We start from the raw sequence: 17193 nt of genomic DNA, 5'->3' as shown, positions 1-17193 counted from the left end.
TTCAGTTCCGCCGGCTTGCGCGTCGGCTGCGGTAAGTGTCGAGCACCACGGCGATGACGATGACCGCCCCGGTGATGATGCGTTTGGTCGGTTCCGACGCGCCGATCTGCGCCAGGCCTGCAGCCAGCACGGAGATGATCAGCACGCCAAAGAAGGTACTGATGACCGAGCCGCGCCCGCCCATCAGGCTGGTGCCGCCGATCACCACGGCGGCGATCACCTGCAGCTCCAGGCCGGCGCCGGCATTGGGGTCGGCCGCCTCCAGGCGGGAAATCTGGAACAGCGCGGCCAGCCCGGCGAGCAGGCCCATCAGGGTGAACACCAGGATCTTGTACGGGCGCGGGTCGATGCCAGCGAGGCGCACGGCCTCTTCATTGGTGCCGATGCCGATCAGATACCGGCCGAACACCGTGCGGGTCAGCACCAGCTGGGCGACGATGATCACCAGCAAGGCAATGATGAAGGCCGGCGAAATGCCAAAGGCGATCGGGTTGGAGAACCAGGCAAAGGCGTCGCCAATATAGGCGGTGCGCGAGTCGGTGAACTGGTAGGCCAGGCCGCGGGCCATCTCCAGCACGCCGAGCGAGACGATGAACGACGGGATGCGCCAGGCCACCGTGATGCTGCCGGTGATACTGCCCGCCAGCGCGGCCACGGCCATGCCGAGCAAGGCGGCCGGCACCACGCTCCAGCCCCAGCCGAGAATCGCCACGCTGACCGCCGAGGCCGCCAAGGCCAGCACCGAGCCGACCGACAGGTCGATGCCACCGATGATCAGGATGAAGGTCATGCCGACCGCCAGCACCATCAGGTCGGGGATCTGGTTGGCCAGGGTGCTGAAGGTCGCGTAGGAGAGGAAGTGGCTGCTGAGGAACGAGAACAGCACGATCATCGCCAGCAACGCGCCGGCCAGGCCCAGGTAGGTGCCGAGGCCAAGGTAGCTGCCGCTGCGGCGCGCGGGAGTGGCGCCGGGGGTTTCTAGGGGGGTGGTCTTCATGCATCCATCCTGGGAGCTGCGTCATGCAGCAAGGCGTCACGTTTCTGGTAACCGGCAAAGGCGGCGGCAAGCAGCTGGTCCTGGCTCCAGGCGTCTCGGTCGAAGGTCTCGATCAGGCGGCCGGCGGACAGCACGGCGATGCGGTCGCAGATCAGCATCAGCTCGCGCAGGTCACTCGACACCACCACTAACGCCTTGCCCTGGCGCGCCAGCTCGGCGAGCAGGCCATAGATGTCGAACTTGGCGCCGACGTCGATGCCGCGGGTGGGCTCGTCGAACAGCAGCACCTTGCAGTCGCGCTCCAGCCAGCGGCCAATCACCACCTTCTGCTGGTTGCCACCCGACAGCTCGCCGACCGCCTGGGCGGGGCTGGCACTGCGGATGCGCATGGCGTTGATCTGGCGCTCGGCCAAGGCGTTTTCGGCCGCAGCATCGAGCACCCCGGCGCGCGAAACGGCGCCCAGATTGCCCAGGGCGATATTGGCGCTGATCGACTGCGTCAGCAGCAGGCCTTCGCCCTTGCGGTCTTCGGTGATCAGGGCGATGCCGGCGCGCACGGCGGCCTTGGGCGAGTCGATGGTCACCGGCACGGGCGGCTGGCCGAGGGCGACACTGCCGCTGTCGGCGCGGTCGGCGCCGTAGATCAGCCGCAGCAGCTCGGTGCGGCCGGCGCCGATCAGGCCGGAGATACCAAAGATCTCCCCTGCCCTGACCTCGAACGACACCTCGCGCACCTTGTCACCGCGGCTGAGTTTGTCGACCTTGAGCAGCGGCGCGCCGATTGCGCGACGGCCAAGGTCGATGTGCTCGCCCAGCTCCCGACCAACCATCAGGTTGACCAGCTCGGCACTGCTGTAACGCTGGATCGGCTCGGCGCAGACCAGCTTGCCATCGCGCAGCACGGCAATCCGCTGGGCCACGCGCTGCAGCTCTTCGAGGCGATGGGAGATATACACGATGGCCACGCCGCGCTGGCGCAGCCGCTCGATCTGGGTGAACAGCAGCTCCACCTCGCGCGCGGTGAGCATCGCCGTCGGTTCGTCGAAGATCAGCACATTGCAGTCGCCGATCAGGTTGCGGGCGATCTCGACCATCTGTTGATGGCCGATACCCAGCTCGCCGACCGGGGTGTCCGGGTCGATCGCGTCGAGGCCGACCTGGGCCATCGCCGCCGTCGCCAGTTGGCGCAGGCGCTTCTGGCTGATCCAGCCAAAGCGGCTGGGCAGGTTATCGAGAAACAGGTTCTCGGCCACGGTCAGGGTCGGCAGCAGGTTCAGCTCCTGCATCACCATGCGCACGCCCAGGCGCTCGGCCTCGCTGCGGTTGCCTGGGTCGTACGGCTGGCCGCGGTAGGTCATCTGCCCGGTGGTGGGGGTTTCCAGGCCACTGATCAGCTTGGACAAGGTGCTTTTGCCGGCACCGTTCTCGCCGGTCAGGGCCAGCACTTCGCCGGCGTACAGGCTCAGGTCGACGTCACCCAGCACAGGCTGGGCGTAAGTCTTGCCCAGCCCGCTGACAGTGAGCACGGTGCTATTGGCCGATGCGGACATGGCCGGGTCTCCTGCTCAGGGTCAAGGCTGGGTGATCAGTTCGACCGGGGTCTGGATGACGTTGTCGGCATCGACCTCAGGCTTTTCGCCCTTGATCATCTGCAGCGCCGCCTGAATGCCGTACACCGCTTGCTTCTTGGCGTCCTGGTCGAGGCTGGCGAGCACGCGGCCATCCTTGAGCATCGGCTTGATGGCATTGATGTTGTCGTAACCCACCACTTGCACCTGGCCGGTCTTGCCGGCGGCGCGCACGGCAGACACCGCGCCGAGGGCCATGCTGTCGTTGCCGGCCAGCAGCGCCTTGAGCTCGGGGTATTCGTTGAGCATGGCGGCGGCTACGGCGTTGCCTTTGTCGATCTCCCAGTTGCCCGACTGCACCGAGACCACCTTTATCTGCGCGGCGTCCATGGCGTCTTTGAAGCCGGCGGTGCGCTGCTGGGCGTTGGTGGTGGTCGGCACGCCTTCGATGATGCCGACCTGGTCACCGGCCTTGAGCTTCTGCTTGACCAGGTAATCACCGACCAGGCGTGCGCCCTTGCGGTTGTCGGGGCCGACGAAGGGCACGCTGAGGTTCTTGCTCTTGAGCACGTCGGGGTCGAGGCGGTTGTCGATGTTGACCACGGTGATACCAGCGTCCATGGCCCGCTTGATCACCGGGACCAGGGCCTTGGAGTCGGCCGGGGCGATGACCAGGGCGTTGGCGCCAGTGGCGATCATCTGCTCGACGATGCGGATCTGGTTGCTGGTGTCGGACTCGTCCTTGATGCCGTTGGCGACCAGGTCGAAGTCATTGGGGTGGGCTTTCTGGTAGTCCTTGGCGCCGTCTTCCATGGTGCGGAAGAACTCATTGGCGAGCGACTTCATCACCAAGGCGACCTTGGGTTTGTCTTCGGAGTGAGCGGCGAGCGGCAGTGCGAGGGACAGGGTGGAGACGACAGCGAGGGTCAGAAGACGACCGGGGAACGGCAGTTTCATGGATTTACTCCGAATCTTGTGTTTTTTATCGGATAGCAAACGTTTGCGGTGACCTACTATGGAAACAAGACCCGGTTTTGTCAAATCCCTTGCGAGGTGATGCCACCCGGCCATGCCTGGGGCGATTATCCAGAAAAAATGTCGGAAAACCGAACATCTTTTCCTAGGCTTGTTCGGGAAGCCGAATAAAGCGTCGCGGCTGTGCTGCCAATCTTGGGGCGCCTTTACTCCCACAGCACCCAGATAAAGCCCCCCATCCCCCTGTAGGAGCGGGCTTGCCCGCGAATGGCCCCCACCCGCACAACCGAGTGCAGGCCAGGACTGGTACGAAACCTGCCTGTGCAGTTGAGCGACTTATAAAAATCTCACCAGGAAGATCGAGAGCACAATAATGATGAATACCGCACTGAAGTCCTTCGCCCCGGGCGCCCTCGCCCTGCTGCTGATCCTGCCTACCGCTGTCTCGGCCAAGGAAGCCGAACAGCAACAGAAACTGGCCAACGTGGTCATCCTCGCCACCGGTGGCACCATCGCCGGCGCCGGTGCCAGCGCTGCCAACAGCGCCACTTACCAGGCCGCTAAGGTTGGCGTCGACAAACTCATCGCCGGCGTGCCGGAGCTGGCCCAGCTGGCCAATGTGCGCGGCGAGCAGGTGATGCAGATCGCCTCCGAGAGCATCTCCAACGAAGACCTGCTCAAGCTCGGCAAGCGCGTCGCCGAGCTGGCCGAGAGCAACGACGTCGATGGCATCGTGATCACCCACGGCACCGACACCCTCGAAGAAACCGCCTACTTCCTCAACCTGGTCGAGAAGACCGACAAGCCGATCGTCGTGGTCGGTTCGATGCGCCCGGGCACCGCGATGTCTGCCGACGGCATGCTCAACCTGTACAACGCGGTGGCCGTGGCCAGCGACAAGCAGTCACGCGGCAAGGGCGTGCTGGTGACCATGAACGACGAGATCCAGTCGGGCCGCGACGTCAGCAAGTCGGTCAACATCAAGACCGAAGCCTTCAAGAGCGCCTGGGGCCCGATGGGCATGGTCGTCGAAGGCAAATCCTACTGGTTCCGCCTGCCGGCCAAGCGCCACACCAGCAACTCCGAGTTCGACATCAAGCAGATCAGCAGCCTGCCGCAAGTGGACATCGCCTATGGCTATGGCAACGTGACCGACACGGCGTACAAGGCGCTGGCCCAGAACGGCGCCAAGGCGCTGATCCATGCCGGCACCGGCAATGGCTCGGTGTCGTCGCGGGTGGTCCCGGCGCTGCAGGAGCTGCGCAAGAACGGCGTGCAGATCATTCGTTCTTCCCACGTCAACCAGGGTGGCTTCGTGCTGCGCAATGCCGAGCAGCCGGATGACAAGAACGACTGGGTCGTGGCGCATGACCTGAACCCGCAGAAGGCACGCATCCTGGCCATGGTTGCGATGACCAAGACCCAGGACAGCAAAGAGCTGCAGCGGATCTTCTGGGAATATTGATTGGTTGTAGGGCCGGGGCGGGTGCGTTGCATGCACCGGCCCTTTTCACGGGGCAAGCCAGTTAAAAATGGATCATCTGATTTGGGGCTGCTTTGCAGCCCTTCGCGGGTAAACCCGCTCCCACAGGGATGGCGCTGTACTGAGATTTGCGCGCCCCCCTGTAGGAGCGGGTTTACCCGCGAAGGGCCGCAAAGCGGCCCCGGCACCCTAACTGACTGGCATTAAACCTTGCTGCCCACGCCCCCCTGCCAACACGCTCTCTGTTTTTCGACTGACTTGCAGTTGCGAAATGCCCTACATTGAAATACTGTATGCGCATACAGCAAAAACAAGGAGAAGCCCCATGGCCGGTACCTCTCAAGCCGCCCCCAGCCCTTACCAGCAACTGGGCGAGCGCATTCAGAAAATCATCAACAACCCGCTTGCCCAGCGCAGCCGCGCCGCACTGATCTTCCGCCTCGAGCACGAGTCGCCAGACGACTGGGCCACCCTGCTCGAAGAGATCGCCGAAAACGACAATGTCACCCTCGCCTACCGCGACGACGGTGGCGTGCAGATCTTCTGGACGGTACCGAAGGAAGATTGACCCCAACTCCGTATTAGTCCAACTTCAGGCGCCGCAGAACTTAGTTTGAAAGTGCCTGTCCCAAGCGCTGCCATCGCCGCAGCGCCATGGCCGTTAGTACCTCCCTCCCGCTTCTGAAAATGCTCACCTCATGAAAAAATTGTTGTCTGCAGTAGTGCTCGCCTTTTCATTTATTCACCCCGCACTCGCCAACCCTCCCGCCACGTTTACCGAAGCCAAGGTAGTCGCCAAACAAAAGATCTATCTCGACCAGGCCAACAGCGCCATGGGCGATCTGTATTGCGGCTGCAAGTGGACCTGGGTCGGCAAGTCGGGCGGCCGCATCGACCCCGCCTCCTGTGGCTACGAGACCCGTAAACAGCAGAGCCGCGCTGAACGCACCGAGTGGGAACATATCGTCCCGGCCTGGACATTCGGCCATCAGCGTCAGTGCTGGCAGAACGGCGGACGTGAACATTGTGCCGATGACGATCCGGTGTTCAAGGCCATGGAAGCCGACCTGTTCAACCTTTACCCGGCCGTGGGTGAAGTGAATGGCGACCGTAGCAACTTCAACTATGGCATGGCCTCTGGCGTCAGCCCGCAGTATGGCCAGTGCAAGACGCGCGTGGACTTCAACCAACGCGCCGCTGAACCGCGTGATGAAGTTAAAGGCCTGGTGGCGCGCACCACGTTCTACATGTTCGATCGTTATCAGCTGAGCATGTCTCGCCAACAACAACAGTTGCTGATGGCCTGGGACAAACAGCACCCGGTGAGCAAGTGGGAAAAGGAACGTGACCGTCGGATCGCCGCAGTGATGGGCCACTCCAACCCGTTCGTCACCGGCGAGCGCAGCTGGACCCCAGGCTACAAGCCAGTGGGTGACGGCGTAGTGAGCGCACTGCCAGGCAAAGCCGCACGGCCCGCCGCTCAACCCTCGTTGGCGAGCGCCAGCAGCGGCGGCGGTGAGGGCGTGATCGTCGGCAACCAGAACAGCCACCTCTATCACCTGCCAAGCGGCTGCCCTGGCTACAGCCAGGTGTCGGCGAAAAATCGGGTGGCGTTTACCTCCGAGCCTGAAGCCCAGGCGGCGGGATACAAAAAGGCCGGCAACTGCCGGTAACGGGCTGTAGACGCCTCAGGCCAGCGCTTGCAGGTAGGCGCTGGCTTGCTGGTAACGGCTCAGCCGGGCCAAGTCGGCCGGGCCGGGACTGGGGATTCGTGTGAGATCGCTGTTGTCGGCCAGGTCGGCCAGTTTGACCTCGCGCGCCAACGGGTCATCACCCAGACGCACGACGAAGGCTTCGTAGCTTTCGCCGTCGCGTCGGCTGAGCGACAGCAGCGCGGCGAGGATCTTCAGCGGGAAGCCTTCGCGCGCCAGATCGGCAACGGTCAGTGGGGTGTCCTCGAGCACGTCGTGGAGCACCGCGACAATCCGTTGTTCTGGGGTGCACACCCGCATCATCACCCGCAAGGGGTGAAGGATATACGCCGACCCACCCTTGTCGTACTGCCCTTCATGTGCCCTGGCGGCCACCACGATGGCCCGTTCCAGTGTAGACATGAGGCTCTCCCTGCTCTGCGCCGTCCTGAACAAGCATAGCTGGCACGGGGGTTTCGGGACAGCCTGGCGGTTTCAGATAGCGATCAGCGCTGCACGCCGTGCTGGATCACCACCGAGTCGGTCCCCTGGCGCGCCATGACGTCCGCCTTGCGTGCTTCGGCCTCGGCCTTGGTCGGGAACGGGCCCATCAGCACCACCGGCTTGCCATCGCGGTACTCGACCGACGACGGAATGCCCTTCTCGATCAAACGCGCGGTCATGTCGCTCAAGGCGCCCATGTTCGGCCCCTGCACCACTTCGACATCCCACCCCTCAGGCGCCGGCTGGTCGGCCACGGCTTCGGCGCGACGCTGCAGGTCGGCACCGCCACACACCTCACGGATGCGCAGGTCGTTGCCGCTGTCGTCGATGATGATGTCGTACTGGCCGTCGTGCTTGATCGCCACGTAGCTGCGGTAGGCCTCGAACACGCCAGCGTCGTCCTTGCCGCGGAACTGGCCGCAGATCGAGCCCTGGTTATCGAAACGCACGTTGGCGAACTTGGCGGTCTTGGGATTGCTCAGGTGCTCGGCCACGCGCTTGTGCACGCCGTCGACCTCGTTGTTACATCCCGCCAGGGCCAGCACCGCCATTACCACCGCCAGTTTGCGCACGCGTGTATCTCCAATTTCGAAGGGGCGCAGTCTAACATGGCGACTAGCGGGCGCCGATGGGCAGGCTGCCGCAGGGTGTTTCCGCGCCGGAACGGCAAATGCAAAAAGGGCGATCCTTGCGGATCGCCCTTCTTAGGTTTGGTAGGCACAATTGGACTCGAACCAACGACCCCCACCATGTCAAGGTGGTGCTCTAACCAACTGAGCTATGTGCCTGTCGTGTGGGGCGCATATTACGAGTGAATCAGCATGCTGTAAAGCTTTTTTTCGAGAAAAATCAAAAACTTTGCGCAGCTCTCTATAGAAGCAGACTCGCCTGGCGTGACGCTGCGCAAGCGCCGCAAATTAAACCGCCAGAATGCAAGAAGGGCGATCCTTGCGGATCGCCCTTCTCAGGTTTGGTAGGCACAATTGGACTCGAACCAACGACCCCCACCATGTCAAGGTGGTGCTCTAACCAACTGAGCTATGTGCCTGTCGTGTGGGGCGCATTCTACCCAATCCAGAAACAGTGTCAACTCTTTTTTTCACGCTAACCCACTGAATCTTAAAAATATTTGCTCAGAGCCCGGACGCGATGCCTGGTAAAGGATTTTCACCATACGACTAGCGGGTGTTTATTATTATTGATAGCATCGGTACATTCGTTAAAAATATAACACACGAGGTTTCTCGAGCATGGCCAATACCCCCTACCCCCAGTCCTACTACGCCGCCTCGGCTAACCCGGTGCCGCCACGTCCGGCGCTGCAGGGTGAGGTGGAAACCGACATCTGTGTGATTGGCGCCGGCTATACCGGCCTGTCCAGCGCACTGTTCCTGCTGGAAAACGGCTTCAAGGTGACCATCGTCGAAGCCGCCAAGGTCGGCTTTGGCGCCTCGGGCCGCAACGGCGGCCAGATCGTCAACAGCTATAGCCGCGACATCGATATCATCGAACGCACCGTCGGCCCGCGCGAAGCGCAACTGCTGGGCGAGATGGCCTTCGAAGGCGGCCGCATCATCCGCGAGCGCGTGGCCAAGTACAACATCCAGTGCGACCTTAAAGACGGTGGCGTGTTCGCTGCCCTGACGCCTAAACAGATGGGCCACCTGGAGTCGCAGAAGCGCCTGTGGGAACGCTACGGCCACACCCAGCTGGAGCTGATGGACCAGAAGCGCATCCGCGAAGTGGTTGCCTGCGACAGCTACCTGGGCGGCATGCTGGACATGAGCGGTGGCCACATCCACCCGCTCAACCTGGCCCTGGGCGAAGCCGCTGCGGTCGAGTCGCTGGGTGGCGTCATCTATGAGCAGACCCCAGCGGTGCGCATCGAGCGCGGCGCCAACCCGGTGGTGCACACCCCGCAAGGTAAAGTGCGCGCCAAGTACATCATCGTGGCCGGTAACGCCTACCTGGGTAACCTGGTGCCGGAGCTGGCCTCCAAGTCGATGCCGTGCGGCACCCAGGTGATCACCACCGAGCCGCTGAGCGACGAGCTGGCACGCACCCTGCTGCCGCAGGACTACTGCGTCGAAGACTGCAACTACCTGCTCGACTACTACCGCCTGACCGGCGACAAGCGCCTGATCTTCGGTGGCGGCGTGGTCTACGGCGCGCGCGACCCGGCGAACATCGAGGCGATCATCCGGCCGAAGATGCTCAAGGCGTTCCCGCAGCTCAAGGACGTGAAGATCGACTTCGCCTGGACCGGCAACTTCCTGCTGACCCTGTCGCGCCTGCCGCAGGTTGGCCGTATCGGCGACAACATCTATTACTCGCAGGGCTGCTCGGGCCACGGCGTGACCTACACCCACCTGGCCGGCAAGGTGCTGGCCGAGGCACTGCGTGGCCAGGCCGAGCGCTTCGATGCGTTTGCCGGGCTGCCGCACTACCCGTTCCCGGGTGGCCAGATGCTGCGTGTGCCGTTCAGCGCCATGGGCGCCTGGTACTACAGCCTGCGCGATCGTCTGGGCTTCTGATAGACCTGTAGCGGGCAACGCGGCCCCATCGCGGGCAAGCCCGCTCCTACATTGTGTAGGAGCGGGCTTGCCCGCGATGGGGCCGACGGATTTATTGCCCGAGGCTGTTGACCGACTGCCGCGCGGCCATCTCCTGGCCTGCGCGGGCCAGGTCATCAGCGGCCTTGAGCCAGCGCTGCCGGTCCACCTGGGCCGGCAGTTGCCGCGGTTGCTGGACCAGCACCGCCCAACTCCCCTGCGCCTTCCACGCATCCTCGAAGCTGTCGAACGCCATCAGTTGGCGCCGATGCATGCCCGAACGCAGCAGCACCCGCTGCTTGTAGCTGTCGTAACCGACCAATACGGCGTAGCGCGGCTCGCTCCACCAGGCCGAGCCTTCCTGATACCGCAGCAACACCGGATTGCCCGCCGCCACCTGCGCGAGCAAGGCGTCCAGGCGCTTGTCCAGCGGGTACACGAGCATGCCGTAGTCGCGCGCAACCGCCGGCATCGAGGTTTCCAGCGCGTCGGCGCCCTCGGGCAGTTTCAGCGGTTTGTCGAGCAGGCCTGGGGTGATGCGGATGCCTTGCTGCGACAGGAGCGCGGCCAGGGCCATGGCGCCACTGTGGTTGGCGTTGCCCCGGAAGAACGGCACGCTGCTGATCTCGACCCGCTGCGGCAGGCCTTTGGCGACCGGCGGCGGGCCGCTGGCACAACCGGCCAGGCTGGCCGCCGCCAGGCACGCCAGCAACACGCGCCGCGGGGGGTTGAGCAACGACTTGAAGGGAGCTTGGAGCATGGACACTCGCTTGTCTGGACGCCCGGCAGGCAGCGCCCGGCAATGGACACTGATCATAGGGCCGACGCGCGCAGGGGTATAGCCCGAGGCGCGCTTGTAACGAATCGGACCAAGGCTTAGACCTAAGGTCAATGGAACGTCACAGGCGGCAGGCTAGACTAAAGCAGTGTCTGGAAGGCGAGCCTGGGGCAAGCCGGAGAGAAGGAGGCACACATGAGCCTGACAATGGCGATTCTTATGTTGGTGGGGATGTGGCTCAGCGTCGCAGCCGCCATGCTCTGGGGGGTAATGCGCATCGTGCGCAGGCATTCGCAGCATCACCTGCCGCCGCAGGTCCAGCCTAAACCAGCGCCCGTGCGGCGCATCCGCCGGCACGCTGGGGCGCATTGATCGGTGAATCCGGGGGCAGCTGCGCTGCCCTTTCGCGACACAAGGCCGCTCCCACATGAAACCGCGCGCACTCTGAATGTGCGCGGTTTCATGTGGGAGCGGCCTTGTGTCGCGAATGGGGCGCGAAGCGCCCCCGCTTTTACGTCAACCCTGCGCTGCCTCACGCTTCAAGCGCGCCCGGCGGGCAAAGATGTTGAGCATCTCGATCGCTGTCGAGAAGGCCATCGCGGCATACACATAACCCTTCGGTACATGCGCCCCGAACCCTTCGGCGATCAGCGTCATGCCGATCATGATCAGGAAGCCCAGCGCCAGCATCACCACGGTCGGGTTGTCGTTGATGAAGTTGGCCAGCGGGTCGGCCGCCACCATCATCACGATCACGGCAGCCACTACGGCGATGATCATGATCGGCAGGTGCTCGGTCATGCCCACGGCGGTGATGATGCTGTCGACCGAGAAGACGATGTCCAGCAGCAGGATCTGGAAGATCGCCGCGGCAAAGCCCAGGGTGACCGTGGTCGAGACCTTGGCTTCTTCCTTGGCACCGTGCGGGTCGACGCTTTCGTGGATCTCCTTGGTCGCCTTCCACAACAGGAACAGGCCACCGGCGATCAGGATCATGTCCTTCCAGGAGAAGGCATTACCCAGGATCTCGATCACCGGATCGGTCAGCTGGACGATCCAGGCCACGGTGCTGAGCAGCGCCAGGCGCATGATCAAGGCCATGCTGATACCGATCTTGCGGGCCTTGGAGCGGAATTCCACCGGCAGCTTGTTGGTCAGGATCGAGATGAAGATCAGGTTGTCGATACCCAGCACGATTTCCATCGCCACCAGGGTGGCCAGGGCAATCCAGGCGGTCGGGCTTGCGGCGAGTTCCAGCAGATATTCCATGAATCAATCCTGTTTCGGGTCTTGGGGGTCAGATGTCCTGGGTCTTGTCTTCGCCATCGGCCGGCTTCGACGATTTCTCGCCGTCGCCGCCAATGGCCTCGTTCAAGGCTTGCTGGGCCGCATCGTTGGTCTTGTCGATCGCCTGCTTGGCGGTTTCGGCCGCCTGGTCGAGCATCTGCTGGGCGGATTTCTCGGCCTGGTCGCAACCGGCCAGGGTGAACAGGGCCAAAGCCAGCACCAACGGGGTGCCAATGGATTTCAGTTGTAGCATGGGTTCCTCACTTGTCATGTCCGCTCGGCGCGCACGGCGCCTGATGGGGAGCATTCTAGTGAAGCTGAAACATCCGGAAAATTCGTTTTTTTAGCGGTTATACTTCGGTTTTTACGAATCCGGATGATCGCCTCATGCTCAACTACCGGCAGTTGCATTACTTTTGGGTGGTCGCCCGGACCGGCAGCATCGTGCGCGCCAGCGAGCAATTGAACCTCACCCCACAGACCATCAGCGGGCAGATCAGCCTGTTCGAGCAGACCTACGGGCTGGAGTTGTTCCAGCGGGTCGGGCGGCAACTCGAGCTGACCGAGACCGGCCGCCAGACCCTGGTCTACGCCGAGCAGATGTTCCAGATCGGCAGCGAGCTCGAGGCGATGCTGCGCGCCGGGCCGCAGGAGCAGATCCTGTTTCGCGTCGGCGTGGCCGATGTGGTGCCCAAGTCCATCGTCTATCGCCTGCTGGCGCCGACCATGGAGCTCGACGGCGTGCTGCGCATCAACTGCCGGGAGGACAAGTTCGAGCGTTTGCTCGCGGACCTGGCCATCCAGCGCCTGGACCTGGTGATCTCCGACAGCCCGATGCCCAGCCACCTGGACATCAAGGGCTACAGCCAGAAGCTGGGCGAGTGCGGGCTGAGCTTCTTTGCCACCCCGGCCCTGGCCGAGCGCCATGGCCAGCCGTTTCCCGGCTGCCTGGATGACGCGCCGCTGCTGATCCCCGGGCAGGAGACCGTGGTGCGCAGCCGGCTGTTGCGCTGGTTGTCGGAGCAGCAGGTGCAGCCGCGGATCATTGGCGAGTTCGATGACAGCGCATTGATGCAGGCGTTTGGGCAGTCGGGGAGCGGCATCTTCGTGGCGCCGAGCGTGATTGCCGAGGAGGTGTGCCGGCAGTACGGGGTGGTGCTGATCGGGCAGACCGAGGCGGTCAACGAGTCGTTTTATGCGATTTCGGTGGAGCGCAAGGTCAAGCATCCAGGGATCGTGGCGATCACCGAGGGGGCGCGGCGCGAGTTGTTTCATTGGTGATCAGGCCCGGACAGGCTGATGAAGGTCTATGTTAAAGTCGCGCCCGTCCAAGTCCCTGAGATTGTGCTGCACATGTCCCCTGTCCTCCATCTGCTCAACCGCACCAGCCTGGTGACCCAGATCGTCATCGGCCTGGTCGCCGGCATCGCCCTGGCCCTCCTCGCTCCGGCCGTCGCCCGCGATGTGGCGTTTCTCGGCAAGGTCTTCGTCAGCGCCCTGAAGGCGGTGGCCCCGGTACTGGTGTTCGTGCTGGTCATGGCCTCGATCGCCAACCACCGTCAAGGCCAGCAAACCCATATCCGGCCGATCCTCTGGCTGTACATCCTCGGCACCTTCGCCGCGGCGGTGGTGGCCGTGGTCGCCAGCATGCTGTTCCCCTCGCACCTGGTGCTCAACGCCAGCGACGCCGCCCTGAGCGCCCCGGGCGGGATCACCGAGGTGCTGCAGAACCTGCTGCTCAGCGCCGTCGACAACCCGGTGGCGGCACTGATCAACGCCAACTTCATCGGTGTGCTGACCTGGTCGATCGGCCTCGGCATCGCCCTGCGCCACGCCAGCGAAGGCACCCGGACGATGGTCGAGGACCTGTCCAACGCGGTCACGCAGATCGTGCGCGTGGTCATCCGCTTCGCCCCGCTGGGGATCTTCGGCCTGGTGGCTTCGACCCTGGCGCAATCGGGCCTGGACGCCCTCTTCGGCTACCTGCACCTGCTCGCGGTGCTGATCGGCTGCATGCTGTTCGTGGCGCTGGTGATGAACCCGCTGATCGTGTTCTGGCAGATCCGCCGCAACCCTTACCCGCTGGTCCTGCTGTGCCTGCGCGAAAGCGGCATCACGGCGTTCTTCACGCGCAGCTCGGCGGCCAACATCCCGGTCAACCTGGCGCTGTCGGAAAAGCTCGGGCTGCATGAAGACACCTACTCGGTGTCGATCCCGCTGGGTGCGACGATCAATATGGCCGGCGCGGCGATCACCATCACCGTGCTGACCCTGGCGGCGGTGCACACCTTGGGTATCGCGATCGATCTGCCGACCGCCGTGCTGCTCAGCGTGGTCGCCGCCGTCTGCGCCTGTGGCGCCTCCGGGGTGGCGGGCGGCTCGCTGTTGCTGATCCCGCTGGCGTGCAGCCTGTTCGGCATCCCCAGCGAAATCGCCATGCAGGTGGTGGCGGTCGGCTTCATCATTGGCGTGTTGCAGGACTCTGCAGAGACCGCGCTCAACTCCTCGACCGACGTGATCTTCACCGCGGCGGCGTGCGAGGCTCAGGAGCGGCGTACCGCCTGAGCCTTCGCCCGCTGGGCAGGTGTTCTGGCAATTGCTTATGTGCGCCGGTTTACCTAGGCTAGAGGCCTTTCCTCGCAACGAGACAGGGCCATGTCAGAACACGAAAACGCCAGTGAAGGCCGCTTCAACAGCACCGAGATTCGCATCCTCGGTGCGTTGATCGAAAAGCAGGCCACCAGCCCTGAAAGCTACCCGCTGACCCTCAACGCGCTGGTCCTGGCCTGCAACCAGAAGACCAGCCGCGAGCCGGTGATGAACCTCTCCCCCGGCCAGGTCGGCCAGGCCTTGCGTGCGCTCGAAGGGCAAGGGCTGACCCGCCTGCAGATGGGCAGCCGCGCCGACCGCTGGGAGCAGCGCGCCGACAAGGCCCTGGAACTGGTACCGGCGCAGCTGGTGCTGATGGGGCTGATGTTCTTGCGCGGGCCACAGACCATCAACGAGCTGCTCACGCGCAGCAACCGCCTGCATGAGTTCGAGGATGGCGACCAGGTCCAGCATCAACTGGAGCGGCTGATCTCGCGTGAACTGGCCGTGCACCTGCCACGCCAGGCCGGGCAGCGCGAAGACCGCTATACACATGCCTTGGGCGATCCGGCGGAAATCGAAACGATCCTGGCGGCGCGTCAGCAAGGCGCCAGTGAGCGCAGCAGCGCCGGCAATGTGTCGGAAGACCGCATCGAAGCGCTCGAAGCGCGGATCGCAGCACTGGAAGAGCGCCTGGCGCTGCTCGAAGGCTGAGTCAGTTTTTCTCGGCTTCGGGGAAGTGGCGGCAGCTTTTGCGTTCGGCCAGCTCCTGGTCACTGGGGCGCTGGTCGACGAACACGGTGTGGCCGTCGGCGTAGATTTCCAGGTAGCCCCAGTGCAGGTCCTGCTCCTGCTGCCCGGGCTGGGGTGGCACTAACCACCAGGGTTCGCGGCTGATCAAGGTCATGGCTCAGTTCCGGAGTGAGTCTGTTGTCACTATAGACAGCTCAGCCTGGAGCCATTGCAGGGCTCGGGGTGGTGCGTTGCCGGTACCGGCCTCATCGCGGGCAAGCCCGCGCCTACAAAAGGTTGCGCCTTGTAGGAGCGGGCTTGCCCGCGATGAGGCCCGCGCAACCCCCGCAACAAGCCACAGAACGAAAAACGCCGCCCTGTCAGGCGGCGTTTTTATGTCCAGCGATCAGCCTCAAGCCGGCGCGGAGCTGCGGATCAGGTGATCGAAGGCCGACAGCGAAGCCTTGGCCCCCTCGCCCACCGCGATCACGATCTGCTTGTATGGCACCGTCGTCACGTCACCCGCGGCAAACACCCCAGGGATGTTGGTCTGGCCCTTGGCGTCGACAATGATCTCGCCACGCGGCGACAGCTCTACGGTGCCCTTCAACCAGTCGGTATTGGGCAGCAGGCCGATCTGCACGAAGATCCCTTCCAGCGCCAGGTCATGCAGCTCATCGGTGCCGCGGTCCTTGTAGCGCAGGCCGTTGACCTTCTCGCCATCACCGAGCACTTCAGTGGTCAGCGCGCTGGTGATCACTTTGACGTTCGGCAAGCTGTGCAGCTTGCGCTGCAGCACGGCATCGGCGCGCAGCTGGCTGTCGAACTCGATCAGGGTCACCTGGGCGACGATACCGGCCAGGTCGATGGCCGCTTCCACGCCGGAGTTACCGCCGCCGATCACCGCCACGCGCTTGCCCTTGAACAGCGGGCCATCGCAGTGCGGGCAGTAGGCCACGCCACGTGCACGGTACTGCTGCTCACCCGGCACGTTCATTTCGCGCCAGCGCGCGCCAGTGGCGAGGATCACCGTCTTGGCCTTGAGCGAGGCGCCGCCGGCCAGGCGTACTTCATGCAGGCCGCCCTCGGTGGCGGGGATCAACGCTTCGCCACGCTGCAGGTTCATGATGTCGACGTCGTACTGCTTGACGTGCTCTTCCAGCGCCGAGGCCAGTTTCGGGCCTTCGGTCTCCTGCACCGAGATGAAGTTCTCGATGGCCATGGTGTCGAGCACCTGGCCGCCGAAACGCTCGGCAGCGACACCGGTACGGATGCCTTTGCGTGCGGCATAGATGGCCGCTGCAGCGCCCGCCGGGCCACCGCCGAGCACCAGCACATCGAAGGCGGGCTTGGCCTTGATCTTCTCGGCCTGACGAGCGCCCGAGTTGGTGTCGATCTTGCCGAGGATCTCTTCCAGGCCCATGCGGCCCTGGCCGAACACTTCGCCGTTGAGGTAGATGCTCGGCACCGCCATTACCTTGCGCGCCTCGACTTCGGCCTGGAACAGCGCGCCGTCGATGGCGACATGGCGCACGTTAGGGTTGAGCACGGCCATCAGGTTCAGCGCCTGGACCACGTCCGGGCAGTTCTGGCACGACAGCGAGTAGTAGGTTTCAAAGGTGAATTCGCCCTCAAGCGCCTGGATCTGCTCGATCACTTCGGCACTCGCCCTGGACGGGTGGCCGCCGACTTGCAGCAGCGCCAGTACCAGCGAGGTGAATTCGTGGCCCAGGGGGATGCCGGCAAAGCGCAGGCTGATGTCGGCTCCAGGGCGGTTGAGCGAGAACGACGGGCGACGGGCGTCAGTACCGTCCTTGCTCAGGGTGATCAGGTCCGACAGGCCGGCGATTTCCACCAGCAGGTCGTGCAATTCGCGGGACTTCGCGCCGTCGTCAAGGGAGGCAACGATCTCGATCGGCTGGGTGACCCGCTCCAGGTAGGTTTTCAGTTGCGATTTAAGCGTGGCGTCCAACATACGGGCGATTCCTTTTTTCAATCTTCAGGTACAAAAACGCCCAGGCAACAGTGCCCGGGCGT

18 protein-coding genes and 2 tRNA genes are annotated in these 17193 nt (G+C 63.8%); 8 read left to right on the top strand and 12 right to left on the bottom strand.

Annotated features, from left to right (window positions below):
- Position 1 precedes the first annotated feature (1 nt).
- Genes CCOS865_RS10925 through CCOS865_RS10915 form a run of 3 tightly spaced genes read right to left on the bottom strand, consistent with a single transcriptional unit; the run spans position 2 to position 3522 of the window.
- Entirely contained in the window at positions 2-997 is a 996-nt protein-coding gene (locus tag CCOS865_RS10925) for an ABC transporter permease (RefSeq protein ID WP_119140597.1), read from the bottom strand.
- Entirely contained in the window at positions 994-2547 is a 1554-nt protein-coding gene (locus CCOS865_RS10920) for a sugar ABC transporter ATP-binding protein (protein WP_119140595.1), read from the bottom strand. The genes CCOS865_RS10925 and CCOS865_RS10920 overlap by 4 nt, the downstream gene beginning before the upstream one ends.
- A 21-nt stretch (positions 2548-2568) precedes the next feature.
- The gene (locus CCOS865_RS10915) at positions 2569-3522 is read right to left on the bottom strand and encodes a sugar ABC transporter substrate-binding protein (protein WP_119140593.1); all 954 of its coding nucleotides are present in this window, start codon (positions 3520-3522) and stop codon (positions 2569-2571) included.
- Between the two features lie 394 nt (positions 3523-3916).
- Here CCOS865_RS10915 and CCOS865_RS10910 point away from each other — a divergent pair, with 394 nt between their 5' ends.
- The 3 genes from CCOS865_RS10910 to CCOS865_RS10900 all read left to right on the top strand — a co-directional run bounded on the left by CCOS865_RS10910 (position 3917) and on the right by CCOS865_RS10900 (position 6696).
- Positions 3917-5005, top strand: coding sequence for an asparaginase (locus CCOS865_RS10910; RefSeq protein WP_119140992.1), 1089 nt, complete (start codon positions 3917-3919; stop codon positions 5003-5005).
- A 343-nt stretch (positions 5006-5348) separates the two neighbouring features.
- On the top strand, positions 5349-5591 hold the full coding sequence (locus CCOS865_RS10905; RefSeq protein WP_119140591.1) for a DUF1654 domain-containing protein: 243 nt from the start codon (positions 5349-5351) through the stop codon (positions 5589-5591).
- Between the two features lie 130 nt (positions 5592-5721).
- Positions 5722-6696: an endonuclease gene (locus tag CCOS865_RS10900; RefSeq protein ID WP_119140589.1), complete on the top strand. Its 975-nt coding sequence runs from the start codon at positions 5722-5724 to the stop codon at positions 6694-6696.
- Positions 6697-6711: 15 nt separating this feature from the next.
- On the opposite strand, the gene CCOS865_RS10895 is transcribed toward CCOS865_RS10900, so the two are convergent.
- From CCOS865_RS10895 to CCOS865_RS10880, 4 genes are all read right to left on the bottom strand, one after another.
- A complete protein-coding gene (locus CCOS865_RS10895) occupies positions 6712-7137 on the bottom strand; it encodes a GTP pyrophosphokinase (protein WP_119140586.1) in 426 nt (141 codons plus the stop codon).
- Between the two features lie 83 nt (positions 7138-7220).
- Positions 7221-7790 (bottom strand): SPOR domain-containing protein, encoded by a 570-nt coding sequence (locus CCOS865_RS10890; RefSeq protein WP_119140584.1) that lies wholly within the window; start codon positions 7788-7790, stop codon positions 7221-7223.
- Between the two features lie 139 nt (positions 7791-7929).
- Positions 7930-8006, bottom strand: a tRNA-Val gene (locus CCOS865_RS10885).
- Positions 8007-8189: 183 nt separating this feature from the next.
- Positions 8190-8266 (bottom strand) — tRNA-Val (locus CCOS865_RS10880).
- A gap of 202 nt (positions 8267-8468) precedes the next feature.
- On the opposite strand from CCOS865_RS10880, the gene CCOS865_RS10875 reads away from it, so the two are divergent.
- Positions 8469-9752: an NAD(P)/FAD-dependent oxidoreductase gene (locus CCOS865_RS10875; RefSeq protein ID WP_119140582.1), complete on the top strand. Its 1284-nt coding sequence runs from the start codon at positions 8469-8471 to the stop codon at positions 9750-9752.
- Positions 9753-9843: 91 nt separating this feature from the next.
- Here CCOS865_RS10875 and CCOS865_RS10870 read toward each other — a convergent pair whose 3' ends face one another.
- Positions 9844-10587 (bottom strand): peptidase C39 family protein, encoded by a 744-nt coding sequence (locus tag CCOS865_RS10870; protein ID WP_119140580.1) that lies wholly within the window; start codon positions 10585-10587, stop codon positions 9844-9846.
- 156 nt (positions 10588-10743) lie between these two features.
- On the opposite strand from CCOS865_RS10870, the gene CCOS865_RS28195 reads away from it, so the two are divergent.
- Positions 10744-10920, top strand: coding sequence for a hypothetical protein (locus tag CCOS865_RS28195; RefSeq protein ID WP_167469043.1), 177 nt, complete (start codon positions 10744-10746; stop codon positions 10918-10920).
- A 144-nt stretch (positions 10921-11064) separates the two neighbouring features.
- Here the strand turns inward: CCOS865_RS28195 and CCOS865_RS10865 are convergent, their stop codons facing one another.
- Together CCOS865_RS10865 and CCOS865_RS10860 are read right to left on the bottom strand one after the other, a co-directional pair.
- Positions 11065-11817, bottom strand: a complete 753-nt coding sequence (locus CCOS865_RS10865) for a TerC family protein (protein WP_119140578.1) — start codon at positions 11815-11817, stop codon at positions 11065-11067.
- A gap of 28 nt (positions 11818-11845) precedes the next feature.
- A complete protein-coding gene (locus CCOS865_RS10860; RefSeq protein ID WP_119140576.1) occupies positions 11846-12088 on the bottom strand; it encodes a hypothetical protein in 243 nt (80 codons plus the stop codon).
- 134 nt (positions 12089-12222) lie between these two features.
- On the opposite strand from CCOS865_RS10860, the gene nhaR reads away from it, so the two are divergent.
- The 3 genes from nhaR to CCOS865_RS10845 all read left to right on the top strand — a co-directional run bounded on the left by nhaR (position 12223) and on the right by CCOS865_RS10845 (position 15138).
- The gene (nhaR, locus tag CCOS865_RS10855; protein WP_119140575.1) at positions 12223-13116 is read left to right on the top strand and encodes a transcriptional activator NhaR; all 894 of its coding nucleotides are present in this window, start codon (positions 12223-12225) and stop codon (positions 13114-13116) included.
- Between the two features lie 72 nt (positions 13117-13188).
- A complete protein-coding gene (sstT, locus tag CCOS865_RS10850; protein WP_119140990.1) occupies positions 13189-14400 on the top strand; it encodes a serine/threonine transporter SstT in 1212 nt (403 codons plus the stop codon).
- A gap of 90 nt (positions 14401-14490) precedes the next feature.
- Entirely contained in the window at positions 14491-15138 is a 648-nt protein-coding gene (locus CCOS865_RS10845) for a YceH family protein (protein WP_119140573.1), read from the top strand.
- 1 nt (position 15139) lies between these two features.
- On the opposite strand, the gene CCOS865_RS10840 is transcribed toward CCOS865_RS10845, so the two are convergent.
- Both CCOS865_RS10840 and ahpF read right to left on the bottom strand, forming a co-directional pair.
- Positions 15140-15331, bottom strand: a complete 192-nt coding sequence (locus CCOS865_RS10840; protein ID WP_119140572.1) for a hypothetical protein — start codon at positions 15329-15331, stop codon at positions 15140-15142.
- A gap of 237 nt (positions 15332-15568) precedes the next feature.
- A complete protein-coding gene (gene ahpF, locus CCOS865_RS10835) occupies positions 15569-17131 on the bottom strand; it encodes an alkyl hydroperoxide reductase subunit F (RefSeq protein ID WP_119140570.1) in 1563 nt (520 codons plus the stop codon).
- Between the last annotated feature and the right edge of the window lie 62 nt (positions 17132-17193).

Source organism: Pseudomonas reidholzensis (genome assembly GCF_900536025.1).
In the GTDB taxonomy this organism is placed as follows: domain Bacteria; phylum Pseudomonadota; class Gammaproteobacteria; order Pseudomonadales; family Pseudomonadaceae; genus Aquipseudomonas; species Aquipseudomonas reidholzensis.
This window is presented reverse-complemented; position numbering and strand designations above follow the sequence as displayed.